At 70.1% G+C, this 25,235-nt stretch carries 28 protein-coding genes, 2 tRNA genes and 1 rRNA gene; 16 read left to right on the forward strand and 15 right to left on the reverse strand.

All coding sequences use genetic code 11. The features are described from left to right. Positions 1 to 13: 13 nt before the first annotated feature. From WFG93_RS11630 to WFG93_RS11645, 4 genes are all read right to left on the reverse strand, one after another. Positions 14 to 301 (reverse strand): WXG100 family type VII secretion target, encoded by a 288-nt coding sequence (locus WFG93_RS11630; RefSeq protein WP_336646499.1) that lies wholly within the window; start codon positions 299 to 301, stop codon positions 14 to 16. A 154-nt stretch (positions 302 to 455) separates the two neighbouring features. Further along, the gene (locus tag WFG93_RS11635; protein ID WP_336646500.1) at positions 456 to 2,219 is read right to left on the reverse strand and encodes a sensor histidine kinase; all 1,764 of its coding nucleotides are present in this window, start codon (positions 2,217 to 2,219) and stop codon (positions 456 to 458) included. Between the two features lie 15 nt (positions 2,220 to 2,234). Further along, complete coding sequence (locus WFG93_RS11640; RefSeq protein WP_336646501.1) at positions 2,235 to 2,927, reverse strand: response regulator transcription factor; 693 nt, start codon at positions 2,925 to 2,927, stop codon at positions 2,235 to 2,237. A gap of 56 nt (positions 2,928 to 2,983) precedes the next feature. After that, positions 2,984 to 3,160, reverse strand: coding sequence for a hypothetical protein (locus WFG93_RS11645; protein WP_336646531.1), 177 nt, complete (start codon positions 3,158 to 3,160; stop codon positions 2,984 to 2,986). Positions 3,161 to 3,171: 11 nt separating this feature from the next. Between WFG93_RS11645 and WFG93_RS11650 the strand changes: the two genes are divergently transcribed. Both WFG93_RS11650 and WFG93_RS11655 read left to right on the forward strand, forming a co-directional pair. Further along, positions 3,172 to 3,522, forward strand: a complete 351-nt coding sequence (locus tag WFG93_RS11650; RefSeq protein WP_336646502.1) for a hypothetical protein — start codon at positions 3,172 to 3,174, stop codon at positions 3,520 to 3,522. A gap of 22 nt (positions 3,523 to 3,544) precedes the next feature. Next, a complete protein-coding gene (locus WFG93_RS11655; protein WP_336646503.1) occupies positions 3,545 to 3,682 on the forward strand; it encodes a hypothetical protein in 138 nt (45 codons plus the stop codon). Positions 3,683 to 3,706: 24 nt separating this feature from the next. Here the strand turns inward: WFG93_RS11655 and WFG93_RS11660 are convergent, their stop codons facing one another. Genes WFG93_RS11660 through WFG93_RS11670 form a run of 3 tightly spaced genes read right to left on the reverse strand, consistent with a single transcriptional unit; the run spans position 3,707 to position 7,338 of the window. After that, positions 3,707 to 5,350: a DNA repair helicase XPB gene (locus tag WFG93_RS11660; RefSeq protein WP_336646504.1), complete on the reverse strand. Its 1,644-nt coding sequence runs from the start codon at positions 5,348 to 5,350 to the stop codon at positions 3,707 to 3,709. Between the two features lie 30 nt (positions 5,351 to 5,380). Beyond that, on the reverse strand, positions 5,381 to 7,060 hold the full coding sequence (locus WFG93_RS11665; protein ID WP_336646505.1) for a helicase-associated domain-containing protein: 1,680 nt from the start codon (positions 7,058 to 7,060) through the stop codon (positions 5,381 to 5,383). Between the two features lie 2 nt (positions 7,061 to 7,062). Then, complete coding sequence (locus WFG93_RS11670; protein ID WP_336646506.1) at positions 7,063 to 7,338, reverse strand: multidrug ABC transporter ATPase; 276 nt, start codon at positions 7,336 to 7,338, stop codon at positions 7,063 to 7,065. A gap of 120 nt (positions 7,339 to 7,458) precedes the next feature. Between WFG93_RS11670 and WFG93_RS11675 the strand changes: the two genes are divergently transcribed. Continuing rightward, on the forward strand, positions 7,459 to 7,839 hold the full coding sequence (locus WFG93_RS11675; RefSeq protein WP_336646507.1) for a cold-shock protein: 381 nt from the start codon (positions 7,459 to 7,461) through the stop codon (positions 7,837 to 7,839). Further along, positions 7,823 to 8,410 (forward strand): DUF3027 domain-containing protein, encoded by a 588-nt coding sequence (locus WFG93_RS11680; protein WP_336646508.1) that lies wholly within the window; start codon positions 7,823 to 7,825, stop codon positions 8,408 to 8,410. Before WFG93_RS11675 ends, WFG93_RS11680 begins: the two co-directional genes overlap by 17 nt. 42 nt (positions 8,411 to 8,452) lie before the next feature. Here WFG93_RS11680 and serC read toward each other — a convergent pair whose 3' ends face one another. Continuing rightward, positions 8,453 to 9,562: a phosphoserine transaminase gene (serC, locus tag WFG93_RS11685; RefSeq protein WP_336646509.1), complete on the reverse strand. Its 1,110-nt coding sequence runs from the start codon at positions 9,560 to 9,562 to the stop codon at positions 8,453 to 8,455. Positions 9,563 to 9,662: 100 nt separating this feature from the next. On the opposite strand from serC, the gene WFG93_RS11690 reads away from it, so the two are divergent. From WFG93_RS11690 to WFG93_RS11700, 3 genes are all read left to right on the forward strand, one after another. Further along, positions 9,663 to 10,364 carry a metal-dependent transcriptional regulator gene (locus WFG93_RS11690; RefSeq protein WP_336646510.1) on the forward strand — a complete coding sequence of 234 codons (702 nt, stop codon included), beginning with the start codon at positions 9,663 to 9,665 and terminating at the stop codon, positions 10,362 to 10,364. A 343-nt stretch (positions 10,365 to 10,707) separates the two neighbouring features. After that, positions 10,708 to 11,442 carry a M23 family metallopeptidase gene (locus WFG93_RS11695; protein ID WP_336646511.1) on the forward strand — a complete coding sequence of 245 codons (735 nt, stop codon included), beginning with the start codon at positions 10,708 to 10,710 and terminating at the stop codon, positions 11,440 to 11,442. Positions 11,443 to 11,765: 323 nt separating this feature from the next. Beyond that, complete coding sequence (locus WFG93_RS11700) at positions 11,766 to 12,263, forward strand: HNH endonuclease (protein ID WP_336646512.1); 498 nt, start codon at positions 11,766 to 11,768, stop codon at positions 12,261 to 12,263. Positions 12,264 to 12,266: 3 nt separating this feature from the next. On the opposite strand, the gene WFG93_RS11705 is transcribed toward WFG93_RS11700, so the two are convergent. The 3 genes from WFG93_RS11705 to WFG93_RS11715 all read right to left on the reverse strand — a co-directional run bounded on the left by WFG93_RS11705 (position 12,267) and on the right by WFG93_RS11715 (position 13,533). Then, positions 12,267 to 12,340 (reverse strand) — tRNA-Arg (locus WFG93_RS11705). Positions 12,341 to 12,389: 49 nt separating this feature from the next. Beyond that, complete coding sequence (locus tag WFG93_RS11710) at positions 12,390 to 12,734, reverse strand: histone-like nucleoid-structuring protein Lsr2 (RefSeq protein ID WP_336646513.1); 345 nt, start codon at positions 12,732 to 12,734, stop codon at positions 12,390 to 12,392. Positions 12,735 to 12,846: 112 nt separating this feature from the next. Continuing rightward, on the reverse strand, positions 12,847 to 13,533 hold the full coding sequence (locus WFG93_RS11715) for a LuxR C-terminal-related transcriptional regulator (RefSeq protein WP_336646514.1): 687 nt from the start codon (positions 13,531 to 13,533) through the stop codon (positions 12,847 to 12,849). Between the two features lie 283 nt (positions 13,534 to 13,816). Between WFG93_RS11715 and WFG93_RS11720 the strand changes: the two genes are divergently transcribed. Both WFG93_RS11720 and WFG93_RS11725 read left to right on the forward strand, forming a co-directional pair. Continuing rightward, positions 13,817 to 14,161 (forward strand): DUF485 domain-containing protein, encoded by a 345-nt coding sequence (locus WFG93_RS11720; RefSeq protein ID WP_336646515.1) that lies wholly within the window; start codon positions 13,817 to 13,819, stop codon positions 14,159 to 14,161. Beyond that, a complete protein-coding gene (locus WFG93_RS11725) occupies positions 14,158 to 15,783 on the forward strand; it encodes a solute symporter family protein (protein WP_442928256.1) in 1,626 nt (541 codons plus the stop codon). Before WFG93_RS11720 ends, WFG93_RS11725 begins: the two co-directional genes overlap by 4 nt. Positions 15,784 to 15,908: 125 nt before the next feature. Here the strand turns inward: WFG93_RS11725 and WFG93_RS11730 are convergent, their stop codons facing one another. Next, positions 15,909 to 16,439, reverse strand: a complete 531-nt coding sequence (locus WFG93_RS11730; protein WP_336646516.1) for a methylated-DNA--[protein]-cysteine S-methyltransferase — start codon at positions 16,437 to 16,439, stop codon at positions 15,909 to 15,911. A gap of 229 nt (positions 16,440 to 16,668) precedes the next feature. On the opposite strand from WFG93_RS11730, the gene WFG93_RS11735 reads away from it, so the two are divergent. Both WFG93_RS11735 and WFG93_RS11740 read left to right on the forward strand, forming a co-directional pair. Continuing rightward, positions 16,669 to 20,322 carry an AAA family ATPase gene (locus WFG93_RS11735; protein ID WP_336646517.1) on the forward strand — a complete coding sequence of 1,218 codons (3,654 nt, stop codon included), beginning with the start codon at positions 16,669 to 16,671 and terminating at the stop codon, positions 20,320 to 20,322. Continuing rightward, positions 20,315 to 20,491, forward strand: coding sequence for a hypothetical protein (locus tag WFG93_RS11740; RefSeq protein WP_336646518.1), 177 nt, complete (start codon positions 20,315 to 20,317; stop codon positions 20,489 to 20,491). Before WFG93_RS11735 ends, WFG93_RS11740 begins: the two co-directional genes overlap by 8 nt. 19 nt (positions 20,492 to 20,510) lie before the next feature. Here WFG93_RS11740 and mscL read toward each other — a convergent pair whose 3' ends face one another. Genes mscL through WFG93_RS11755 form a run of 3 tightly spaced genes read right to left on the reverse strand, consistent with a single transcriptional unit; the run spans position 20,511 to position 21,828 of the window. Continuing rightward, positions 20,511 to 20,921, reverse strand: a complete 411-nt coding sequence (gene mscL / locus WFG93_RS11745) for a large conductance mechanosensitive channel protein MscL (RefSeq protein WP_336646519.1) — start codon at positions 20,919 to 20,921, stop codon at positions 20,511 to 20,513. Between the two features lie 25 nt (positions 20,922 to 20,946). Continuing rightward, positions 20,947 to 21,219: an FmdB family zinc ribbon protein gene (locus tag WFG93_RS11750; protein ID WP_336646520.1), complete on the reverse strand. Its 273-nt coding sequence runs from the start codon at positions 21,217 to 21,219 to the stop codon at positions 20,947 to 20,949. 12 nt (positions 21,220 to 21,231) lie between these two features. Then, positions 21,232 to 21,828 (reverse strand): 5-formyltetrahydrofolate cyclo-ligase, encoded by a 597-nt coding sequence (locus tag WFG93_RS11755; RefSeq protein WP_336646521.1) that lies wholly within the window; start codon positions 21,826 to 21,828, stop codon positions 21,232 to 21,234. Between the two features lie 69 nt (positions 21,829 to 21,897). On the opposite strand from WFG93_RS11755, the gene galU reads away from it, so the two are divergent. The 5 genes from galU to WFG93_RS11780 form a co-directional block, all read left to right on the forward strand. Next, positions 21,898 to 22,779 (forward strand): UTP--glucose-1-phosphate uridylyltransferase GalU, encoded by an 882-nt coding sequence (galU, locus tag WFG93_RS11760; RefSeq protein WP_336646522.1) that lies wholly within the window; start codon positions 21,898 to 21,900, stop codon positions 22,777 to 22,779. 37 nt (positions 22,780 to 22,816) lie between these two features. Beyond that, positions 22,817 to 23,428, forward strand: a complete 612-nt coding sequence (locus WFG93_RS11765; RefSeq protein ID WP_442928257.1) for a GNAT family N-acetyltransferase — start codon at positions 22,817 to 22,819, stop codon at positions 23,426 to 23,428. A gap of 118 nt (positions 23,429 to 23,546) precedes the next feature. Further along, entirely contained in the window at positions 23,547 to 24,416 is an 870-nt protein-coding gene (locus WFG93_RS11770) for a hypothetical protein (RefSeq protein ID WP_336646524.1), read from the forward strand. A 26-nt stretch (positions 24,417 to 24,442) separates the two neighbouring features. Further along, positions 24,443 to 24,515 (forward strand) — tRNA-Ala (locus tag WFG93_RS11775). A 638-nt stretch (positions 24,516 to 25,153) separates the two neighbouring features. Beyond that, positions 25,154 to 25,235 (forward strand): 16S ribosomal RNA (locus WFG93_RS11780); the annotation flags it as partial.

Here is a 25,235-nt window from a genome sequence, read left to right on the forward strand (position 1 = left end):
TGCGACGGCCGGCTCAGCGGAACAGGCTCGCCGAGTACTGGTCGGCGTCGGCGTACTGGGTCGCAGCCGCGCCGAGTGCCATGCTGATCGAGCCGAGCACCTGCTCGACGTGCAGCTGCGCACCCCGCCACTGCTCGCTGCACTGCTGGAAGGCCGCGGCCGCGGTACCGGTCCACGATGTCTGCAGCTGACTCAGCTGCGCCATCAGCGCGGCGGACTCGGCCTGCAGACGCTCCATGGTGGCGTAGGCGATGGCGTTGGCGGACTGCACCGCGTCGGTGTCGACGGTGAAGACGGACATGGGATCTCCTCTCGATGGGGGTTCGAGCGTACGAGCGTCGAGCGAAGCCGGATGCCGCGGTCCGCGCGATCCGTGCACGACCGGCGCACGGGCGGAGATGTGCAGGATGAGCGCGGCACACCCGGCAGCGCGCCGCGATGCCGGGATCGCAGGCTCAGCGGGGCGGATCCAGCCGCTCGATCGGCTGCGTCTCCTCGAGCAGGTGGGCCGGTGTCGCCTGCGGGGGAGCGAGCGGCAGGGCGACGACGAAGGTCGCGCCCCCGCCGGGTGTCTCGTGCACCGCGACCGATCCGTGCAGCGACTCCACCAGCGAGGCGACGATCGCGAGGCCCAGGCCCGCCCCGCCGGTCTCCCTGGCGCGCGAGGTGTCGGCGCGCCAGAAGCGTTCGAAGATCTGCTCGCGGATCTGCGGCGGGATGCCCTCGCCGTGATCGACGATCGCGATCGTGCCCACGCCCTGGCGCCGGTCGCTGCCCACGACGATCTCGATGGGACCGTCCGCGGGGGAGAAACGGCGGGCGTTGCCCAGCAGATTCGTCACCACCTGACGGACCTTGTTGTCCTCGCCCAGCACGATGGGAGGTGTGCGCACCGGGGCATCGGTGGCCTCGGTGAAGTCGATGGCGGGCACCGGCGCCGACGTCCGCGGTCGACGTCGCAGACGAGCGAAGGCGCCCGTGCGTGCGGGCGCGACGTTCGACCGGGTGATCGGCGCGGTCGACGTGTCCGACGGCGCCGTCTCCGCGCCCTCGGGCTCGACGGGTGCGGCCGGGCGCCCGTGCAGGCGCACCTCGCCCGGGTCATCGGCGGTCGTGTCGATGACCGTGATCGTGCGCCCCGGAGAGGCGACGCGCAGATCGAGCGCGGCGTCGCGCGCGATCGGACGCAGATCGAGCGGCTCGATGTGCAGCTCGCGCGAGCGCTCCTCGTCGAGGCGGGCGAGGGCGAGCAGGTCCTCGACGAGCACGCCCATGCGGATCGCCTCCTTCTCGATGCGCTCCATCGCGCGCGCGGTGTCCTCCTCGCCGGTGATCGCGCCCATGCGGTACAGCTCGGCGTAGCCGCGCACGCTGACCAGCGGGGTGCGCAGCTCGTGGCTGGCATCTCCGATGAAGCGCCGCATGTTCTGCACTGTGCGGTCGCGCTGCGCCAGCGAGCGGTCGACGCGATCGAGCATGGTGTTGATGGCGGCGTTGAGGCGGCCCACCTCGGTGGTCGGCTCGAGGTCGGTCAGACGCTGGCTGAAATCCCCCGCGGCGATCGCCATCGCCGTGGACTCGACATGTCCCAGGCGGCGGAAGGTCAGGGTCACCAGTCCACGGGTCAGCAGCGCGGCGAGCAGGATGGTCACCAGCGCGACGGTGGTGTACACCGCGATGTAGGTGCCGACGATGCGGTCGGCCTCGTCCAGCGGCAGCGCCACGATCTGCACATAGGTGAGTCCCTGCGGGTCCTGTGCGGATTGCGGCGAGGCGACGGCGCTGTAGACCAGGCCGTCCGCGGCATGCAGGGTGACGACCTGATCGCCCTGTGCGATCGCGGACTGCAGTGTGAACGAAGTCGGGAACACCGGCCGCTGCTGAGCGGACTGCCCGCCCGCCTCGGCGATCAGCTCGCCGTCGGCGGTGTAGAAGGCGACGACGAAGTCGGTGGCACGCGGCGATTCGGCGGCGGGCTCGAACACCAGCCGCCCGCCCTGGGCGCTGACATCGAAGAAGCGCTCGGCCTGACCGGTGGTCGCCAGGGCGGGCAGCTGCGCGTCGATGTTGTTCACCATCGCACCGCGCAGGATCGGCACCGTGCCGATCCCGGCGATCATCAGCCCGAGCGCGAGCACGGCGACCGTGACTCCCGTGACCTTCGCGCGCAGGCTGATCCGCCGCCACCACCGGGTGACGGAATCCGACTCGCGCGCCATGATGGGATCGACCGGCTAGGCGGACTTGCCGACCTTGAGCATGTAGCCGAAGCCGCGCTTGGTCTGGATGACCGACTCCTCGGTGTGCGGGTCGATCTTGCGGCGCAGGTAGGAGATGTAGCTCTCCACGATGCCGGCGTCGCCGTTGAAGTCGTACTCCCACACGTGATCGAGGATCTGCGCCTTCGACAGCACCCGGTTCGGATTGAGCATGAGGTACTTCAGCAGCTTGAACTCCGTCGGGCTCAGCTCGATCGGGACCTTGCCGACGAAGACGTCGTGGGTGTCCTGGTCCATCGACAGCTCGCCGGCGCGGATCAGCGACTCCTCGTCGGTCTGCATGGTCCGGCGCAGGATGGCCTGTGCCCGCGCGACGATCTCGTCGAGCGCGAACGGCTTGGTGACGTAGTCGTCTCCGCCGGCATTGAGGCCCTCGATCTTGTCCTGCGTGTCATCCTTGGCCGTGAGGAACAGGATGGGGGCGGTGAATCCCGCCCCGCGCAGACGCTTCGTGACGCTGAAGCCGTTCATATCGGGCAGCATGACGTCCAGGATGATGAGGTCGGGCTCCTCCTCGAGGACGGCCGAGATGGTGGCGGCGCCGTTGGCGACGGTCCTCACCTTGAACCCGGCGAAGCTGAGACCCCGGGAGAGCAGGTCGCGGATGTTCGGCTCGTCGTCGACGACCAGGATTCGCGCATCAGTCATGCCCCCATTATGGTGAATGCGCTTCGTCGCGGGCTGATTGTCTGCGGCGCGGGGGCTCAGGGCGCGAGCACGGCGTGGACGGCTCCCTCGACGACGTCGCGGATCGGGGCCTTCGGATCGACGGTGAGGCGGTGCAGCAGCACCCCGTCGCATGCGGCCATCAGCAGCGGCGTGCGCGCCGCCGCGTCAGGGCCGCCGAGCATCGTCAGGATGCCCCGCAGCCAGACGGGCAGCGGCCGCGGCGGTGCTCGCGCATGTCTCGTTCATGGTGATCGGCTTCGCACTGTGGGTGACGTACGTGGCGACAGGCGACGCGCTGTGGCCGTGGCTCGCGGTCATCATCCTCTGTTTGGGCATCCCGCTCGGCGAGGTGATGAGGGTGCGCCGGTCACGCCGCATCCGTGGCACGCGCACACCCCGCCGGGCCGACTACGGTGCTGCCATCGGCACCGTGTTCGCCGGCCGGATGCCCACCGCGCGTCGGCTTCCACGCCCTGTTCAGCGCCGCTGTCTTCTTCGGCTCGCTCGGCGTGGCGATCGGGTCGACAATCGCCGCGTGACTGTTCGGAATGCCGAGGGCCTTCGCTTCCGGTGAGCAGGGGAGTACGGTCGAGCGCATGGATGCCGAGCAGGAGGGCGGAGACAGCGCGTGCTGGCTCTCGCAGGTCTGCCCGGAGTGCGGCGCGCTGCTCGAGGACCTCGCGGCGCCGTGCTGGCGCTGCGGTCGCCGACCGGATGCCGTCGAGCCGGAATGATCACGGCGCGATCAGACGCCCTGCTCAGGCCGCGGTGAGCTCGTCCGCATCCAGGATGGTGTAGCTGTACCCCTGCTCGGCGAGGAACCGCTGCCGGTTCTGCGCGTAATCCTGGTCGACGGTGTCGCGCGCGATCAGCGTGTAGAAGCTCGCGGTGTGGTCGGACTGCTTGGGCCGCAGCAGACGGCCGAGACGCTGCGCCTCCTCCTGACGCGAGCCGAACGAGCCGGACACCTGGATGGCCACCGACGCCTCGGGCAGGTCGACGGAGAAGTTCGCGACCTTCGACACCACCAGCAGTGAGATCTCGCCCTCACGGAACTGCCGGTAGAGCTCCTCGCGCTCGTCGACCGGTGTGGCGCCGGTGATCTGCGGGGCGTTCAACGCCTGCGACAGGCTCTCGAGCTGGTCGAGGTACTGCCCGATCACGAGGATGCGCTCGTCCGGGTGCTTCTCGATGAGCTCGCGTACCGCGGTGATCTTCGCCGGTGCGGATGCGGCCAGCCGGTACCGCTCGTCGTCGGTCGCAGCAGCGTACTCGAGACGGTCGCTCGGCGGCAGGTCGACGCGCACCTCGTAGCAGGCGGCGGGGGAGATGAAGCCCTGCGCCTCGATCTGCTTCCACGGGGCGTCGAAGCGCTTGGGTCCGATCAGGCTGAACACGTCGCCCTCGCGGCCGTCCTCGCGCACGAGGGTCGCGGTCAGCCCGATGCGGCGCCGGGCCTGCAGATCGGCGGTGAGCTTGAACACGGGTGCGGGAAGCAGGTGCACCTCGTCGTACACGATGAGGCCCCAGTCCATCTCGTCGAGCAGCGAGAGGTGCGCGTACTGGCCCTTCCGCTTCGCCGTGAGGATCTGGTAGGTCGCGATCGTGACCGGCTTGACCTCCTTGACCTGCCCGGAGTACTCGCCGATCTCCTCCGGGGTGAGCGAGGTGCGCTTGAGCAGCTCGTCGCGCCACTGCCGGGCGGAGACGGTGTTGGTCACCAGGATCAGCGTCGTCGTGCCGGTCGCGGCCATGGCGCCCGCGCCGACGATGGTCTTACCCGCACCGCAGGGCAGCACCACCACGCCCGAGCCGTCCTTCGCGAACGCGTCGACGGCCTGGCGCTGATAAGGGCGCATCCGCCAGCCGTTCTCGTCGAGCTCGATCTCGTGTGGGGTTCCCGGCGTGTAGCCCGCGAGATCCTCCGCCGGCCAGCCGATCTTCAGCAGCTCCTGCTTGATCTGCCCGCGCGCCCAGGCGTCGACCACGTAGGTGTCGGGGGACGGATGCCCGATCAGCAGGGGCTGGATGCGCTTGTTGTGGGCCACCTGGGTCAGCACCGCCGGATCGGTCGAGCGCAGCACCAGTGCGCCCTCGCCATCGCGCTCGATCACCAGGCGACCGTAGCGGTTCACCGTCTCGCGCAGATCGACGGCGACCGAGGGCGGCACCGGGAATCGCGACCACCGGTCGAGGGTCTCGAGCATGTCGTCGGCGGTGTGCCCCGCTGCGCGCGCATTCCACAGCCCCAGACGCGTGATGCGGTAGGTGTGGATGTGCTCGGGTGCGCGCTCGAGCTCGGCGAAGATCGCCAGCTCGTGCCGTGCCGATTCCGCATCGGGGTGGGCGACCTCGAGCAGCACGGTGCGGTCGCTCTGGACGATCAGGGGGCCATCTGACATAGCAGACCAGTCTACCGGCCGCGGGCTCGGTCAGCTCTGCAGCACACGTACCGAGCGGATGCTGCGCACCGGGAGGGTGCGCTCCACATCCGCCGACCGATCGAGTCCGCGCAGCCGTCCGCCGCCCAGCCCGGCCGCCTCGAGGGTCAGCTCCCGGCTCGATCCGTCCGGCATGGCGACCTCGACGACGACGACCGCTCGCGCGCGCACCGCCGCCTCCAGCTCGCGGTCCAGCCATGCCGCATCCGCGTCCGGTCCGCGGTGCGCGCGCAGTCGTCCGAGCAGGTCCGCGTAGGAGGCGGCTGCCGCGCTCTTCGGCTCCGCCCGTCGAGGTCGCGCGGCCGACACGCCCTGTCCCCGTGCGTCCACGAGGGTGGCCGGGTACCGCGCCTCGGTCAGCGCCCAGGTGACCGATTCGGGACGTACGCGCGTGAGCAGCTCATCGCCTTCGCGCACCAGCCCGAGTGGGCGCAGGCTGCGGTCCACCTCCATCGCCGCGAGCAGATGCGGATCGCAGCTGGACACGCGCGTGCCGCCATCGGCATCCGGCGCCACCCGCACCAGCCCGTGACGCGCCGCGGTCTGGGCGACCAGGTATTGCAGCGGCTGAGGGACACCGGTGAGTGACACCTCGCGCAGGAACCGCAGGATCCCCTCCTCGCTCTCGCCCTCGACGAGAGCGCGCGCGATCGACTCCGCAGTGAAGCGGTACGACGACGCCTGTGCGCTGGATTCGTGCTCGGTCATCGCGCGCAGCCGGTTGTCGAGGGCGGGCAGGAGCGGACCCGGCGCGATGGCGGTGAGATCGTTCTGCAGGAACAGGCGGTCGACCTCGGCGGGGAGCAGCTCGCGGAGCGCGGTGCTGTCGAACTCGTCCCCGGTGTGCAGCGGCGTCGCCCACGACGGCTCGGTGCCGTCATCGGCGATCAGCCCGAGCCGGCGGGCGAGCGAGTGCAGCCGTTCGGCGCGGGCGGGCCACTGCGCGTTCCACGGATGTGCGAGCGCCCACTGTGCGACATCGAGCCCGCGCAGACTGCGGGGCAGGGCGGCGCGCAGCCGGGTCGCCGCCTGCTCCCACCGCGGTGGGAAGGAGTCGGACAGCCAGGCGTCGGCCGCGAGCGTGACCCGCAGCTCGCGATCCACCGCCCGCAGCAGTCCCGCGACCTCGGCGAGCTCTCGCAGCTCGTCGAGATCACCGTCGTCGCCCAGTCGACGCTTCTCGGTGGCGCTCAGCGCGCCGGTGGCGACCAGGGCGAGCGGCGCGGAGCGCGCCGCCAGCACCAGGTCGGCCAGTGCGCCGATCGTGGTGAAGGCCTGCTCGGCCGCCCGCGCCGAGGCGTCGGCGGATGCCTCGACGCGGCGCTGGGCAGCGGCATCCGCTGGCTCATCCTTCGTCTGCACGACCTCGGCCACCGGGGGCAGCACGTGCCCGGACTCGTCGAGCAGTCCCAGTCCGGCCGCGCCCAGCACACCCGGATCGGGCATCGCCGTGCCGCCCTGCACGGCCCGGTGCAGCGCGCGTGCCTGATCCAGGGAGAGCGCGGCCAGTGCGCGCTCGATCGACGCGGGCTCGAGCAGGGCCTCCGCGGCGTCGAAGAAGTCCTCCCAGCCGACATCCGCTCGCACCCGGCGCTCGTGCAGCATCCGCTCGAGCTCGGCATAGCTCGCCGCGGCCAGCCGATCGGCCAGCGGACGCGCGTGCGTGCTCATGGTCAGGACCCGGCGCCCGCGCGTCCCCGGCGCGCCCAGCTGAGGATGAGCAGTGCGATGATCATGACGAACGCGAGCGGCAGCCCGTACAGCGGCAGCGCCGCGACGAAGGGCCACAGACCCTCCGCGAACGAGTCCTGGTCCATCCCGACGGCAGTGCCGATGATGATCGCGAAGAAGCTGATGACGGATGCCGCGGCCAGGCCGAGCGCCGTGAAGGCGAGGAAGCGCTCCAGCCGACCCGAACCGGTGGCGCTGCTGCTGTCGTGCGTGCTCATCGTCCTCAGCGTATCGTCTGCGCGCACAGCGGGGATCGCCTGCCCGCGCGGGCGCCGGGTAGGCTGGAGGAGTCGCGCCGCCGCGCGACGACTCCGCATGTCTTTCAGTGAGGTTCTCGCATGCCCACCGGCAAGGTCAGGTTCTACGACGACGAGAAGGGGTTCGGCTTCATCGCCTCCGATGACGGCCAGGACGTCTTCCTGCACGCCTCTGCCCTTCCTGCAGGGGTGAGCGTGAAGAAGAACGCGCGCGTGGAGTTCGGCCTCGCCGACGGACGTCGCGGACCGCAGGCGCTGTCGGTGCGCGTGCTCGACGCCCCGCCGAGCCTCGCCAAGGCGGCGCGCAAGCCCGCCGACGACATGGCCGTGATCGTCGAAGACCTCGTGCGGATGCTCGACGAGATGGGCGGCGATCTGCGTCGCGGTCGCTACCCCTCGGCGAGCAGGAGCCGCACTGTCGCCGCCGTCCTCCGCAAGGTCGCTGATGACCTCGACGCCTGAGGATCTCGCGGCGAGCACCCGGGAGCTCGCGCTCGCCGCGCTGTACGAGATCACCCCTCCTGCCACGGTGGGTCCGCCCGCAGGGTACGCCGTCGAGCAGTCCGGCGCCGTCTCGCTGCGCTTCGAGAACCGACTGCCGGGCTATCCGGGCTGGTTCTGGACCGTCACCGTCGCTCAGGTGGAGGATGCCGAGCCGACCGTGCTCGAGGTGGAGCTCATGCCCGGTGAGAGCGCGCTGCTCGCTCCGGACTGGGTTCCATGGGCCGAGCGGCTCGCGGAGTACCGCGCGCACCAGGCTGAGCTGGCCGAGCAGACCGACGATGCCGCGGTGGACGCCTCCGACTCGGACGACGACTCCGCGGACGACGAGGACCTGGACGACGACTCCGACGAGGACCTGGACGACGAATCCGCCGAGGACGTCTCTCCGCGCCTGCATGCCGGCGACGTCGACGGTGTCGACATCGACGAGCTCGACGAGTCGGACGACGACGAGGACGCCGCCGAGAGCGACTCCGCCGAGAGCGACTCCGCCGAGAGCGAAGGCGCCGGTTCCGACGAGTCCGAGTGACCCGCGCGGCCCGGCGCGACGTCAGCGCCGCCGCGCCGCGGCTCAGGCCTGCTGATCCAGCACGAACTCGATCGCGCGGATCAGCTGGCGCACATCGTCGGGCTCGATCGAGACGAAGGTCGCGATGCGCAGCTGGTTGCGACCGAGCTTGCGGTACGGCTCGGTGTCGACGATGCCGTTCGCGCGCAGAGTCTTCGCGACGCCCGCCGCGTCGACGCTGTCATCGAGGTCGATGGTCGCCACGACCGGTGAACGGTGGGCGGCATCCGTCACGAACGGGCTCGCCACGGGTGCGGCGTCGGCCCAGTCGTAGAGCAGTCCGGACGACTCCGCGGTGCGGCTCGCGGCCCAGCTCAGCCCCCCGTTGCCGAGGATCCACTGCAGCTGGCTGTCGAGAAGGTGCAGCGTGCTCAGCGCGGGCGTGTTGAGGGTCTGATTGAGGCGGGAGTTGTCGACGGCGTTCTTCAGGCTGAGGAACTCCGGGATGTAGCGATCGGAAGCGGCGATCCGCTCGATGCGGTCGATGGCGGCGGGGGAGACCGCCGCGAACCACAGCCCGCCGTCCGAGCCCAGGTTCTTCTGCGGCGCGAAGTAGTAGACGTCCGCCTCGGTGAGGTCGACGTCGATGCCGCCGGCTGCGCTGGTGGCATCGATGACGGTGAGCGCGCCTGCGGCATCCACCCGCTTCACCGGTGCGGCCACCCCGGTCGAGGTCTCGTTGTGCGGCCAGGCGTACACGTCCACACCGTCGACGACATCCGGCGTCGTGAGCGATCCGGCCTCGGCGCTGCGCACGTCCGGGGCTTCGAGCCACGGCGCCGCGGCAGCCTTGGCGAACTTGCCGCCGAACTCCCCGAACACGAGGTTCTGGCTGCGGCGCTCGATGAGGCCGAACGCCGCGGCATCCCAGAACGCCGTGGAGCCGCCGTTGCCGAGGATGATCTCGTACCCCTCGGGAAGGCGGAACAGCGCGGCGAGTTGCTCGCGCACGCTGCCGACGAGGTTCTTCACCGGTGCCTGCCGGTGCGAGGTGCCCAGCAGGCTCGTGCCGACCTCGGCCAGCGCCGCCACCTGAGCGGGGCGCACCTTCGAGGGGCCGCAGCCGAAGCGTCCGTCGGCGGGCAGCAGTTCGCGGGGGATCTCGATCGACATGCGTCGATTGTAGAGCCGCGGACGCCATGCGCCGCGCCCCGTGACGGTCGGCGCCGCAGGGCGAGAAGGTAGGCTTGCCTAAGAACTCCGGAGGGGCCGAATGACCGACCTGATCGACACGACAGAGATGTATCTGCGCACCATCCTCGAACTCGAGGAGGAGAACATCGTGCCGTTGCGGGCCCGCATCTCCGAGCGACTCGGACACTCCGGTCCTACCGTGTCGCAGACCGTGGGACGCATGGAGCGCGACGGCCTCGTGATCGTCTCGGAGGACCGCCGGCTGGAGCTGACCGACGACGGCCGCCGCAAGGCGGTCGACGTGATGCGCAAGCACCGCCTCGCCGAGCGACTGCTCTCGGACGTGATCGGGCTGGACTGGGCCTACGTGCATGAGGAGGCCTGCCGGTGGGAGCACGTGATGAGCGAGCAGGTGGAGCGCCGGCTGGTGGAGCTGCTGGGGCACCCCACCGAGTCGCCGTACGGGAACCCGATCCCCGGCCTCGATCAGCTCGGCGACATCGAGTCGCCGGCGTTCGAGACCGGTGTGGTGGGGCTGGTCAAGAAGCTGGATGCCGCGGGCGGCCCGATCCAGGGCACCGTGCGGCGCCTGGCGGAGCCGGCGCAGGTGAGCCCGGAGCTGCTCGAGCAGCTGCGTGACGCGGGTGTCGTCCCCGGCGCGAGCGGCGACTACCGCTACAGCGAGGGGTACGTCCTCATCCGGATGGACGGACGCGACGAAGGCCTCGAGCTGCCCGTCGAGCTCGCCTCGCACATCTTCCTCGTGGGCGAGAACTCCTGATCAGCCGCCGTTCCTGCCGGCATGCGGGCGATTGCCAGGTTGAGAGGGTGACAGAATCGTTACATTCCGGTAACCTCGGTGAGGTCGTCGGGGAAGAAGCCCTCCGATGATGAAACCGCGAAGATCGCCTCCCTGGCTCGTCGTCTTCGCGAGTAGTCCGCACAACGTGCCGTGTGACATACGTGCCCGAGAAACGACATTGCTGACGAGCCTGCGCTGCCCGAGCGCGGAGGCGCAGGAGGAATACCTTTTGGCCGAAGAAATCGCCCTGACCACACCCGCCGACCCCCCTCAGAAGGCCCGCCGTCGCACCTCTCGTGCGAGCAGCTCGAATGTGCGCCCGATGCGCACCCTCGCCATCCTCGGCGCCGTGGGCGCGCTGGTCGCCGGCGTCGCGCTGCCCGCGCTGGCCTCCACGAAGCCGTCGCACGCCGAAGCCGCGACCCTGCAGCAGATGGCGTTCGACGACGCGCAGTCCCTCGTCGTCGCCTCGCAGGCCACCAGCGCCCCGATGCAGCGCAGCGGCTATTCCGCGACCACCCCCGAGGAGATCGCCAAGAAGAAGGCCGAGGAGGCCGCCAAGGCGCGCGCCGCGGCAGCCGCTCGTGTGGCGGCCGCCACCCGCGCCACCGGCTCCACGAGTCGAGTCAGCGACGAGGACCTGCGCCTGGCGGCGTCGGGATCCGGCGCCGTTCGCTACCCGCTGCCGCAGGGCTCGTACCACGTCAGCCGCACCGTGGGCAGCGGCCACAACGGTGCCGACATGGTCGCTCCCGCGGGTACGCCCATCTTCGCCGCCGCCGGCGGCGTGGTGCGGGTGTCGTCCGAGAGCTACTTCGGCTACGGCGTCGCGGTCGTCATCGACTCGGTCGTCGGCGGGAAGCGCGTCTCGACGACCTACGCCCACATGACCAACGGCACCCGTGCGGTGCAGGCCGGACAGGCTGTCGAGGCCGGTCAGTTCATCGGCAAGGTCGGCAACACCGGACACTCCTTCGGTGCGCACCTGCACTTCGAGGTGAAGGTCAACGGCGGGCTGGTCGAGCCGATCGGCTGGCTGCGCGTCAACGCCGGCTGAGACCGGCGGCAGCAGCACGTCGTCACGACTGGCGGCTACTGATCCGCGCTGATGCGCCGCAGCCGCATGCGCATGGGTTACCCTGAACCCGTCGTCGAACGGACAGGAGAAGCCGATGGGGTCGAGCCCGGGCATCCGCACCATGGATGCGCGTGGTCGCTCCCATCGGCACTGTCCGCAGGGCCTACCCGGTCCGACCGGGTGTGAGAGGCGCTGTCGTTAGACAGCGCCTCTCTGCGTCCCTGCGACCTCCAGCATCCGCCGACGTCGTGTGAGTCGAGAGTGCCGGGAAGCCATCCCGGCGGATCGAGAGGATGACGACGATGCGCACACTGGTCCTGAACGCCGGATACGAGCCCCTGACGGTGGTCTCGTTCAAGCGAGCGATGGTGCTCGTGATGAACGACAAGGCCAGCGTGATCGAGTGCGTCGAAGACGACCCGGTCCTCGCGGGACGCCGGCGCTTCGATCGGCCGGTGGTGATCCTGCTCACGCGGTATGTGCGGGTGCCGACGGCGCGGCGCCAGCCCGTCAGCCGACGCGGCGTGCTGCGCCGGGACGATCACCGCTGCGGGTACTGCGGCCGATCCGCCGCCACGATCGATCACGTCCTGCCGCGCTCGCGCGGCGGAGCGGACAGCTGGGAGAACCTCGTGGCGTGCTGCCTGCACTGCAACAACGCCAAGAGCGATCGCACGCCCCAGGAGATGGGGTGGCAGCTGCGGCGCCCGCCGCGTCCCCCGCACGGGGGCACATGGGTGGTGCGCGGGGCCGAGCGCGCGGATCCCCGCTGGGAGCCGTATCTGGCACTGGCCGCGTAGAGGTGCCCTCGACAGGATTCGAACCTGCGACCTGCCCTTTAGGAGAGGGCCGCTCTATCCGACTGAGCTACGAAGGCGCCCGACAAGTCTAACGGCCACTCAGCGCCGGGAAGCATGGGCCTCACGTCAGTGCGCGGCGTGGTACGCCTCGAGCACGTCCGCCGCGATCCGCCCGCGCTCGGAGACCTTCATGCCCTGCTTCTTCGCCCACTCGCGGATCTCCACCGTCTCGGAGCTGCGGGCCGCGCGCTTGCGCGGGGCTGCCGGACGCGACCCGGCCGAGGATGCCGCACGGCGGCCGGCATCGATGTAAGGGGCGAGCGCCTCGCGAAGCTGCTCGGCGTGGGAATTCGTCAGATCGATCTCATAGGCGACGCCGTTCAACGCGAAATGGACGGTTTCTCCTTCGCCCACCTCGAGCAGCGTTCCATCGATGTCGTCAACCAGCTGGTGCACAATTCGTCGGGCCATGAATGACACTTTATTGTCTTATCCTGCCGCCCGGCAACAAAGCGTCCGCGAGAATGCAGCAATTCCGGAAAGAATGTGCCACGGGAAATCGAAGATCGAAGAGGCTCACCATTCACGGCAGCAGTCCCGCGCGGCGCGCTCGCGCCACGGCCGCGTGGCGGGTGGAGGCGTCGAGTTTCGACATCGCGGTACTGAGATAGGCCTTCACGGTGCCTTCACGCAGGCCCAGCTGTGCCGCGATCTCGGCATTCGTCGAACCGAGTGCCGCGCACGCGAGCACATCGGTCTCGCGGGGGGAGAGCCGCACCGTGCCGATCGCGCCCGTGGTGGTGGGCGCCTGCTGCGTTGCGGACAGACCCAGCAGGCGCTGTTCGACGGCCGCCAGGCGGCTTCGCAGTGCGGTGTCCGTCACGACTGCCGCGATGCTGCGCAGCTCGGCGAAGCTCTCGCGCAGGTCCTCGCGACGCGGCCCGTCCAGCACCTGCCCGGGTGGGGCCTCGCGCAGTCGTCTCTCCACCTCGTCGCGGATGCGCAGCTCGTCGGCGATCCGCTGCGCCACCCCCATCGCGGGGGCGGTGGTGACACCACCCACCTGGGCCTGCTCCCACGAGCCCGCGTACAGCACCCCTCGGGGGCGCCCCTCCACGACGATCGGCAGCGCGAGCAGGGTGCGCAGACCCTCGCCGAGCACGAACACGTCGTAATCGTGCGTGATCTGCTGCGACGTGCGGTAGTCGCTGGTCATCCGCGGGCGCAGCTCGATCATCGCCCGTCCGCCCAGGCCCCGCTCGGGTCGCACGTTCAATCCTTCGAGACTGTGCGTGCGGTTTCCCACGATGCTGGTGACCCGCACCACACCGTCCTGGATCAATCCGCCGAAAGCGACCGGGAAACGCGTGCGGCGAGCCAATTCCCGCACGCCGTCGGCGACGAGTTCCTCCGCGGATCCGGGCGGTTCGTTCAGGTGCAATCCAGCTACCAACTTTCGGGGGTGACACATCGCCCGCCCGTTTCGTAGCGTCGACGATACCATCGGCGCGATACTCTCGCGCGTATGCAAGGACATGTGGCAAGGAGGCCCCGTGAAACAACCGACCGCTGACGGTTCCGCATCCGGAATCGACTACATCGCCGTGGAGGAATCCGAGAGATTCCGCGGACTGAAGCGAATGCAGCGCTCATTCGTCTTCCCGCTGGCCGCATTCTTCCTCATCTGGTATTTCGTCTACGTGCTGCTCGCCGCATTCGCTCCCGCGTTCATGAGCCAGCGGGTGTGGGGAGACATCACCGTCGGGCTCCTGTTCGGGCTCGGGCAGTTCGTGACCACGTTCGTCATCACCATGGCGTACGTCTCCTTCGCGAATCGCAAGCTGGATCCGATCGCGGAGGAGATCCGCGATGAACTCGAGAAGGCGACGGTGCGATGATGGCGACGTTCCCGCTCGCGGCTGCGGAGGCGGCGCAGAACGACCCCGTGCTGAACATCGCCATCTTCGGCGCCTTCGTCGCGGTGACGCTGTTCATCGTCATCCGGGCCAGCCGCAACAACAAGACGGCAGCGGATTACTACGCGGCCGGCCGCTCGTTCAGCGGCACGCAGAACGGCTTCGCGATCGCGGGCGACTACCTGTCGGCCGCCTCGTTCCTCGGCATCTGCGGAGCGATCGCGCTCAACGGCTACGACGGCTTCCTCTACTCGATCGGGTTCCTCGTGGCGTGGCTGGTGGCGCTGCTGCTCGTGGCCGAGCTGATGCGCAACACGGGCAAGTTCACCATGGCCGACGTGCTCGCCTTCCGGCTCAAGCAGCGCCCGGTGCGGATGGCCGCGGCGATCACGACCCTCGCGGTGTGCTTCTTCTACCTGCTCGCGCAGATGTCGGGCGCGGGCGCGCTGGTGTCGCTGCTGCTGGGCGTGGACAGCAAGCTCGGGCAGTCCGTCGTCATCGCCGTGGTCGGCGTGCTGATGATCGTCTATGTGCTGATCGGCGGGATGAAGGGCACCACATGGGTGCAGATCGTCAAGGCCGTGCTGCTCATCGCCGGTGCGATCGCGATGACGATCTGGGTGATGGCGCTGCACGGGTTCAGCCTGAACGCGCTGCTCGAGGACGCGGTGGCGGCTTCGCCCGCGGGCGACAAGATCCTGGGACCGGGCTTGAAGTACGGCGCCAACCCGCTCGACTTCCTCTCGCTGGGCATGGCGCTGGTGCTCGGCACGGCGGGACTGCCGCACGTGCTCATGCGCTTCTACACGGTGCCCACGGCCAAGGAGGCGCGCCGATCGGTGGTATGGGCGATCTGGCTGATCGGTCTGTTCTACCTGCTGACCCTGGTGCTGGGCTACGGCGCCGGAGCCCTGGTGGGTCCCGAGCGCATCGCCGCCGCGCCCGGCGGAGTGAACTCGGCGGCACCGCTGCTGGCGCAGGCCCTGGGGGGACCGCTGCTGATGGGCTTCATCTCGGCCGTCGCGTTCGCCACCATCCTCGCCGTGGTGGCGGGGCTGACCATCACCGCCGCCGCGTCGTTCGCGCACGACATCTACTCCAACGTGATCAAGCGCGGCAAGGACGGCACCGGCACGCCGGACCCGAGCGGTGAGGTGAAGGTGGCGCGGCGCACGGTGGTCGTCATCGGCATCCTCGCGATCGTGGGCGGCATCGGGGCGCAGGGACAGAACATCGCGTTCCTCGTGGCGCTGGCCTTCGCCATCGCCGCGTCGGCCAACCTCCCCACCATCCTGTACTCGCTGTTCTGGCGGCGATTCAACACACGCGGAGCGGTGTGGAGCATGTACGGCGGACTGATCGCGGCGATCGGGCTCATCGTGATCTCGCCGGTGTTCTCCGGCGACGAGACCTCGATGATCCCCGGGATCGACATCGCGATCATCCCGCTGAGCAATCCCGGAATCATCTCGATCCCGCTCGGCTTCCTGCTGGGCTGGATCGGCACGCTCACCGCCAAGACACCCGAATCGCGCGCGCTCGCCGCCGAGATGGAGGTGCGCTCGCTGACCGGATTCGGTGCGGAGAAGGCCGTGCAGCACTAGTCTCACGAGGAGACGACGCCGTCTCGGAGGCGGCACAGGTCTCTCCCCAGAGAGATACCCGAGAGCCGCGTCCCCCCGCGCGGCAGGAGCGGAGCCCGGCGGCCTACACGTCGGGCTCCGCTTCGTCACGAGCGCGATGCGGCGGCGTCGCGCTCGAGATCGAGCAGATAGCGCTTGCGCTCGGGGTGCGCGCCGTAGTGGCCGAGGTCGCCGTCGGCGCGGATCACGCGGTGCACGGGGACCAGCACCGACAGCGGCGTGAGCCGGCACGCCGTGCCGACCGCGCGTGCCGCACCGGGGCTGCCGGCGCGCACCGCCACCTCGCCGTAGCTCATCGTCTCGGCCCAGGGGATCTCGCAGATCGCCTGCAGCGCGGAGCGCGGGAAGCCGTGGACCAGCCGCCAGTCGAAGGACACGTGCTCGTCGAAGCGCACCGGCTCGCCCTCGAAGTAGGCGGCCAGCAGCTCGCTCAGCGCGTCGGCCGCACCGGCGCGGTGCTCGGGAACGAGACCGAGGCGCCGGGTGACGCCCTCGAGCAGCCACGGCACGCTCGGGTCCTCGGATTCGGACAGGTCGAAGCTCGCGATCCCGGTATCCGAGAACACCGCGAGCGCATCGCCGAACGGCGTGGGCGCAAAATCGTAGTGGAACTCCATGCCCCCATCCTCGTCCCGCCCGCCCGAGTCGCAGGCTGCCGATCCAGCATCCGTGGAGAATCAGCCGGCATCCGCGACCGGTGCAGGACGACGCCGTGCAAGGACGCCGCGGGCGGGAAATCGCGGCGAAACGGCCAGGGATACCGTTCCCCGCGCGTGTCGCGCCTAGGCTTGCTGTGTGTGGCGACGAGAGGCGAGAGGTGCTGAGGAGGCGGATCAGCAGTCCGCGGTGACCCTCGGCGACCTGAGTGACTCATCCACCGGGATCGACATCGCGCATGCGGCCGAGGCGCGGCGCACCGGACTGCGCGCGCAAGCGGCGGATCTGGGCGGTGCCTCACCGCTGGTGACTTTCGTCGACGTCCCGGAGTCGGCGATCGACATCTCCCGTGCTCATCCCGGCAGCCTGCCCCAGTTCATCACCGGCCGCTCCACTCTGCTGTCGAACCTGTTCCGTGACGAGGTGGGACTGCGCACCGCACGCATGGCGGCCGAGCGCATCGCCGCTCGCAGCACCGAGCTGCGCACCGTGCGCGGCATCGATGCCGTCCGCCTCGCCGTGGGCATCGCGCGCTGGCGGTTGGGCGGGGCGGAGTTCGCCGCGCCGGTGCTGCTGCGCCCGCTGGCGATCCGACGGCACCACTCCGACTTCGAGCTGAAGCTGCAGGGCCGGTTCGAGGTGAATCCCGAACTCGTGTGCGTCGCGCGCGAGCACTTCGGCCTCGACCTCGATCCGGTCGGGCTCGCCGCGCTCGCCTACGACGGCGGCATCTTCAAGCCGCAGCCGGTGATCGACCGGCTGCGCGCTCTCACGCACGCCATCGACACGTTCGCAGTGCATCCGCGTCTGGTGGTCTCCACGTTCGCCGACGTGTCCGGCGCGATGGTGCGCGACATGGTCGACCTCGACCATCCGGTGCTCAATGCGCTGGGCGGGCACCTCGGCGACCGCGAGCAGGTCAGCGCGCCGCGCGAGCTTCCCGCCACACCAGGCCCCGACGAGCGCGCCCCCGCCTCGGAGGGTCTGCTGCTGGACGCGGACTCCGAGCAGGAGGACGTGCTCGCACGCGTCGTCGCCGGGCACTCGGCGGTCGTCGCCACGCTGCCGGGCACCGGCGGCACGCAGACCGTGATCAACGCGCTCGGCGAACTCGTGCGGGCCGGCCGCCGCGTGCTCGTCGTCTCCGCTCGCCGCTCCACGCTGGACGGCATCCGTCATCGCCTTGCCGGCGTGGGCCTGGACGGGCTCGCCGTGTCGCCGGGGCGGATGCGCCGCGATCTCATCACGGCGATCGCCCGCAGCGAGAAGGCGACCCAGCCGAAGGCCGCCGAGCTCGACGAGGCGCTGGTGCGCCTGCGTGCAGTGCTGCGCGACTACCGTGGCGCGCTCGCCCATCCGGTGGGACGCACCGGCGCGTCAGTGCTCGACGCCACCCGCGAGCTCAGCCGCCTCGCCTCCCTGCCGGTGCCGCCCTCCACCGACGCGCGGCTCTCGCTGCAGACGCTGGAGAGGCTCTCCGGTGATCGCAGCGACGCCGCGCAGGCCCTCCGGCGTGCCGCGCGACTGGGCGAGTTCCGCTTCGGGCCCGACGACTCGCCCTGGTACGGCGTGAGCTTCGACAGCGCAGAGGACGCGCAGCGCGCGCACGAGCTGGCGGGGCGCCTGCACACCACCGCGGTGCCCTCGCTGCTCGAGCGCGGCTACGAGCTCATCGCGCAGACGCGCATGCGCCCGTTCAACACCATCGAGGAGCTCGGCGAGTACGTGCGGCTGCTGCACGGCATCCGGGACTCGCTCGACCGCTTCAGCCCGACCGTCTTCGAGCGCCCGCTGGGTGAGCTGATCAAGGCGCACGGCTCCCGCCGCGACGCGCCGGGGATGTCGGCGGCGAACCGCCGACGGCTGAAGAAGCTCGCGCGGGAGTACGTGCGTCCGGGGGCGCACGTCTCGGAGATGCACGAAGCGCTGCTGCGGATCCAGCAGCAGCGCACGCAGTGGCAGCGGTTCGCCGACGCCGGAGTCGCGCCGGAGGTGCCGCTCGGCCTGTCGGATGTGCTCGTGGCGTGGCAGCGCGTCGCGGCGGAGCTCGCCGATCTCGACACCGCGCTCGGCCGCCGCGAGCCGCTCGCCGCGCTTCCGGTCGCCCGCCTCGTGCGCACTCTGTCCGGCCTCGCCGCACGCTCGGACGTCTTCGACAACCTCGTCGAGCGCACCGAGATCCGGGACGCCCTCACCGAGCTCGGGCTGCGTCCGCTGCTCTCCGACCTGTCGGTGCGCCACGTGCCAGAGGAGCGCGTGTCGGACGAACTCGAATTCGCCTGGTGGCAGTCGCTGCTCGAGCGCGCGCTGCAGGACGACCGGTCGCTGCTGGGCGCGAACACCGCCGTCGTCGACCGCCTGGAACGGGACTTCCGGCTGGTCGATGAGGCGCACACCGCGATGGCCGGTCCGCTGCTCGCCTGGAATCTCGCCAGCCAGTGGCGCATCGCGATCGTCGACGAGCCCGACCAGGCCGCGCACCTGCGTAGCGCGCTGAAGGGTGAGGCGAGCGTCGCCGAGACGGTGTCCGCCGCCCCGGATCTCATCCGCGTGCTCGCGCCGGTCTGGATCGCATCGCCCTATGAGGTGCCGCTGATCCCGGAATCAGTCGAGTTCGACGCGGTCCTGCTCGTGGACGCCGCGGCAGTGAACCTGGCCGAAGCCGCGCCGGCGATCCGACGAGCGCGCCAGATCGTCGCCTTCGGCGACCCGGTCACCCAGCGGCCCACGCCGTTCACGGTGGCGACCGTCGCCGATCCGGACTGGGAGCCCGAAGTCGATTTCGACGACGTCTCGGTCTTCGAGCGCCTCGCGGATCTGTTCCCGGTCATGACGCTCACCCGGAGCTACCGCGCCGGCGGGGAGGACCTCGCCGAGCTCATCAACGACGCCTTCTACGGCGGCGAGATCGTCTCGCTGCCGTGGGCCGGCTCCTACCTCGGGCGCGGCAGCCTCACCGTCGACTACGTGGAGGGGGGAGTGGGCACTCCCGATCCCGAGTCGGGCGCCGTGGAGAGCCCGGATGCCGAGGTGGCCCGGGTGGTCACCCTCGTCGTCGAGCACGCCGTGCACCGGCCCGCCGAGTCGCTCATGGTCATCACCGCGAGCCGTCGGCACGCGGAGCGGGTGCGCGCCGCCGTGGCATCCGCGTTCGCCGGCCGCTCGGACGTCGCCGACTTTGTGGGCCGCGAGACGGCAGAGCCGTTCGCCGTGCTCACCCTCGAGGAGTCGGTGGCCGAGAGCCGCGACCGCGTGATCTTCTCGCTGGGCTTCGGCCTCACCAAGCACGGGCGCGTGCTCAGCGATTTCGGCGACCTCTCGCAGGAGGACGGTGAGCGCCTGCTCACGGTCGGCATGACCCGAGCGCGCCGTTCGATGGTCATCGTCTCGTGCATCCGCCCCTCCGCCTTCGACGCCGGACGGCTCGAGCACGGGGCCTCCACCCTCATGACGATCCTCGGCGGACTCGCCGCCCGCGGCCGGGACGCCCGCCTCGAGGACCTGGCCGACCCGCTGACGCTCGCCCTCGCGCGTGAGCTGCGCCGGCTGGGCGCCTCGGTCGACGTCGACTACCGCGGGCTGCTGCCGCTCGTTGCGCAGCACGACGGCCGTGCCGTGGTCATCGAATCCGACCCCGAGACGCGGGGGGAGTCGCTGCGCGAGAGCCTGCGGCTGCGCCCGCAGGTGCTGCGGCGCCTCGGCTGGCACTACGTGCGGGTGCACGCGTTCGACCTGTACAGCGACCCGGCGACCGTCGCACGCCGCATCGCCACCGTCCTCGGGATCGAGGAGGGCGCGGTGCGCGCCGAGAACGACACGCAGCCGCTCGACCTCGATGGCTGACGAGCGTCAGCGGATCGTGCGCGTCGCCGGCTCGCGTCGCGCGAAGCTGACCCGCGTCGAGGGCACGACCTCAGAACCGCATGAGAGGGCCGAGCGCTCCGCACCCGCTGAGGGCGAGCGCGGACCGAACGACGAGCGGATGCTGCGCGAGGTCCCGCCGCATTACTGAGCGCTCGCGTTCCGGACGATCAGCGGGTGCCGCCGTCGCGACGCAGCAGGTCGCGGATCTCGATGAGCAGCTCCTGCTCGGTCGGCAGGGTCTCCTCGTCGACGGCCGGGTTCTTCGCGGCCTTGCGTTCCTTGTACGTGTTCATCGGCACGACGAACACGAAGTAGACCACCACGGCCACGGCGAAGAAGGTGATCACGGCGGAGATCAGCTCTCCGATCGGGAAGGTCACCGGGTCGTTGTAGATGTTGCGGACGGTGAAGCCGAACTTGCCGCCCTCGTCCGCCTTGAAGACCATCGCGACGAGCGGATTGATGATGCTCGACACGACCGCGTTCACGATGGCGGTGAACGCCGTGCCGATCACGACCGCCACAGCGAGGTCGATGACGTTGCCCTTGGTGATGAATTCCTTGAATCCCTGGATCATCGACTTCCCTCTCATAGTGGGGACCTCAGCTCGAGGTCGGCGTCGCCGCGGGCGCCGGGGCGGCGGCCGTCGACTTCTCCGCCTTCGATGATGCCGATGCGGATGCCGGAGCACCCGCATTTCCGCGCGAGTCGGTGCGATAGAAGCCGGAGCCGTTGAAAGTCACTCCGACCGACCCGTACTGCTTGCGAAGCGCTCCGCCGCACTCCGGGCAGAGGGTGAGCGAGTCCTCCGAGAAGGACTGCACGGCGTCGAAGCGGTGGTCGCAGGCCGTGCACGCGTAGGCGTAGGTGGGCATGGGATGCTCCTGTCAGTTCCGCGCGGGCGACAGGGCGATGGTCTGCGTCGGGGTGACGATGCCATCGACCGGCTGGTCGTGCACTTCGCGCGGCAGCGAATCGAGTACCTCGGAATCATAGATCACCGCGTACACGGGCGGGCAGCGCTCCATCGAGCCGATGGTCTTGTCGAAGTAGCCGCGGCCCCACCCCAGGCGCGTACCGTCGCGGTCCACCGCGGCGGCGGGGATGATCATGAGGTCGACATCGTTGACGGCGATGGGCCCGAGCACTTCGCCGGTCGGCTCCGGGAGTCCGAACAGGCCCTCCCGCACCGCGTCGGAGTCGTCGGCGATGGCCCAGTCGAGCAGGCCGTCCGCGCGCGTGATGGGCAGCAGGACTCGGATGCCGCGGCGCACCGCCTCGCGCACGAAGACCATCGTGCCCGGCTCGGTCGTGGTCGACAGGAAGCACGACACCGACTGCGCGGCATGCCGTTCGACGAGGGCGTCGAGCTGGCGGGCGATTCCTGCCGCCGCCTCATCACGCTGCGCCTCGGAGAGGATCTGACGGCGTTCGCGCAGTTCGGCGCGCAGCGCGCGCTTCTGCTGTTCTGCTTCGCTCCGCATGCCCCGATCATACGGTGGCGCCTGCGCGACTCCCCGTGATCGGCCGGTGCCGCGGCTAAGCTGATCGGCATGAGCACCATGAAGGCGGTCATCCCCGCCGCGGGGCTGGGAACCCGGTTCCTGCCGGCGACCAAGGCCATGCCCAAGGAGATGCTCCCCGTGGTCGACAAGCCCGCCATCCAGTACGTGGTCGAAGAGGCCGTCGCCGCCGGCATCCACGACGTCCTGGTCATCATCGGCCGCAACAAGAACGCGATCTCGGATCATTTCGACGCCGTCCCGGAACTCGAGGTGCGCCTGCAGGAGAAGGGCGATCACGGGCGCCTGGCACGGGTGATGAAGTCCAGCGAGCTCGCCGACATCCACTTCGTGCGCCAGGGCGAGCCGAAGGGTCTCGGGCACGCGGTCCTGCGTGCGCGCACCCACGTCGGCGACAGCTCCTTCGCCGTCCTGCTCGGCGACGACCTCGTCGACGAGCGCGACCCCCTGCTGACCGAGATGATCGCGGCGCACGAGCGCACCGGCGCCGCCGTCGTCGCGCTCATGCCGGTCGACCCGCGGCAGATCCATCTCTACGGGGTCGCCGACGTCGCGCCGGGCGAGCGCGACGGGGCGGTCAGGGTGCGCGGGCTGGTCGAGAAGCCCTCCGCCGAGGAGGCGCCCTCGGATCTGGCGATCATCGGGCGGTACGTGCTGCCCGCCGCCGTCTTCGACGTGCTCGAGCAGACCGCCCCGGGCAAGGGCGGCGAGATCCAGCTCACCGACGCGCTGCAGCAACTCGCCACCGACCCCGACGGCCCCGGCGTGGTCGGTGTGGTGTTCCACGGCCGCCGCTACGACACCGGCGACCGTGCGGACTACATCAAGGCCATCGTGCAGCTCGCGGTCGACCGCGAGGACCTCGGCGCCGAGCTGCGCCCGTGGCTCAGGGACTTCGCCTCGGATCTGTGATCGGGGAGAGCACATGCAGAACGATCTCCTGACACCCATGCAGCACGGACCGGTGGGGCTGCGGCTGATCCGCACGCGCGATGCGCGCGTGCTGCAGCGCGAGCTGCTCACCAACCGCTCCTGGCTTCAGCCCTGGGAGGCGACCATCCCCGGCGGGGTGGGCGGTTTCGACATGCGCATCAGCATCCGCCGGCTGCTGCAGCAGCATCGCGACGGCACCGGCTACCCCTTCGTGATGGAGTACGACGGCGAGGTCGCCGGGCAGCTGAACGTCTGGGGCATCGCACGCGGCTCGCTCGCCTCGGCGACTATCGGCTACTGGGTGAGTGAGCGCTTCGCCGGGCGGAACATCACCCCGACCGCGGTGGCCCTCGCCACCGATGCGGCATTCCAGCAGTTCGGTCTGCACCGGATGGAGATCTGCATCCGGCCCGAGAACCGCGCCAGTCTGCGCGTCGTGCAGAAGCTCGGCTTCCGCTACGAGGGACTGCGGCGCCGCTACATCCACATCGACGGCGAATGGCGCGACCATTACGCTTTCGCGCTGACCCAGGAGGAAGTGCCCGGGGGAGTGCTGGCCCGCTGGGTCGCCGGCGGCGCTCCCCAGGATGCGGCGGCGATCCCCCCGCACGACGCCCTGCAGAGCTGACTGCGCTGCGGAGCTGAGCGCGCTGCAGGCGCCGTGCGCGCGTGGGCCACCGCGCGCCGCCGCGACACACGCCCGTGAATGAGGCGGCGCGCGCGGGGCGTCCCCTACCGTGGTCAGCATGGATGGGCCGGTGCTGAGTGGGGGAGTGATCGTCCTCGTCGCTATGCTGCTGTGGGTGCTCTACCTGCTGCCCAGCTGGCGCGGTCGACACCAGTTCAACACCGCCGAGCGCAACGCCGTGCGCCTGAACCAGGCGCTGCGTGTGCTGGCCGAGACGAGCGAGGCCCCCGATGAGGTGCGCCTCGAGCTCACCGCACGCACCGCGCACGCCCAGCAGCGGCTCGCGAAGCGGCTGCAGGCGCAGCAGGAGAGCGCCCGGCTCGAGCAGCTGCGTCAGCAGCTGGCCGAGACACGTCGGGATCCGTTGGTGCGGCAGGCCCGTGCGCGTCGACGCCTGCGTCTGACGGGGAGCCTTGCGGTGGCGGCAGGAGGCGCGCTCGTCGCCCTAGGCGCATGGCCGTTCATCGCCGCCGGCGCGTGGATGCCGGTCGCGGCCGGTCTGCTGCTCGTCGCCGGCGGCGTCGGCGTGCTGGTGCGCATGGCCCGGGTGGCCGAGGCGACTGCACGACGCACCGCGCGCCCCGCAGAGGCTGCCCCCGCACAGCGCGTCTCACCGCCCCTGCACGACCAGGGACCGGCGGTATGGACTCCGCGTCCGCTGCCGCAGCCGATGGTCAGCGTCTCCGGGTCGCGGGCGCAGGCTGCGCAGGCGGAGATCGAGGCTCGCCTGGAGCGCGATCGCGCTGCGCGCCGGGCCGAGCTGCGGCGCCGCGCCGAGGAGCTGGCGCCCGCAGCGCCGACCGCTCTGCCGGTCGCGCCGGCCGCCGAGACCGCGACCGCTTCTCCGTACGCGGGCATGGGGGTCGTCGACGACGCGGAGATCGAGGCGCACGTGCGCCGGCTGCTTGCGCGTCGAGCGGCAGGCTGAGCGCGTGATAACCTAGCTGAGTTCACGGGCCTATGGCGCAGTTGGTAGCGCGCCTCGTTCGCATCGAGGAGGTCAGGGGTTCGAATCCCCTTAGGTCCACACACGTGAAGAAGCCCCGGGCAGTCGCCCGGGGCTTTTCGCATCCCCGGAAAGTGGGGCGCCACGTGCATCAGGGCGCGCGACACGCCCGGGATGCAGCCGCGATTTGCCGGACCTGCGGGATCCGCGTAGGTTATTACATGTTCGCCCCAAGCGGTTGAGCGGAAGGCCGGAAGGCCTGGCTCCCCTCCAAGCAGCGAACCATCACCTCCCTCCGGATCACATGCTGATGCGGACGGGCCTCTGGCCCGGGGAGCGTGACCATCCCCGCCGGGTGAGTCGATTTGACAAGCCGGCCGGATGGGTTAGGCTGGAGAAGTTGCCTCGGACACCGGGGCGCGGATGCCAGCTCGATCCTCTCGGCCAGTCATGACGACGGTCGGTTCGGGGTGGCTATGATTGTGAAGTTGCCCTGCGCTTCTTGCCCTGATGGGGTGGGTGTGTGGGTGCGTCCGATCCTTGAGAACTCAACAGCGTGCACTTGTCAAATGCCAAATTATCCTCGTCCAACCCTTGTGGGGGTTGGTTGAGAATTCCTTTGGATCAATTTATATGAATGTCAGCAATGATGTTCGTCTCTTTTGGTCAGTTTCAAACTCGCTGCATGATCGTTTTCCCGGTTGTGTATGCATTTCTTTTTTACGGAGAGTTTGATCCTGGCTCAGGATGAACGCTGGCGGCGTGCTTAACACATGCAAGTCGAACGATGAAGCCCAGCTT

Origin of the sequence: Microbacterium sp. USHLN186, from assembly GCF_037145155.1 — a bacterium.
Taxonomy (GTDB): domain Bacteria; phylum Actinomycetota; class Actinomycetes; order Actinomycetales; family Microbacteriaceae; genus Microbacterium.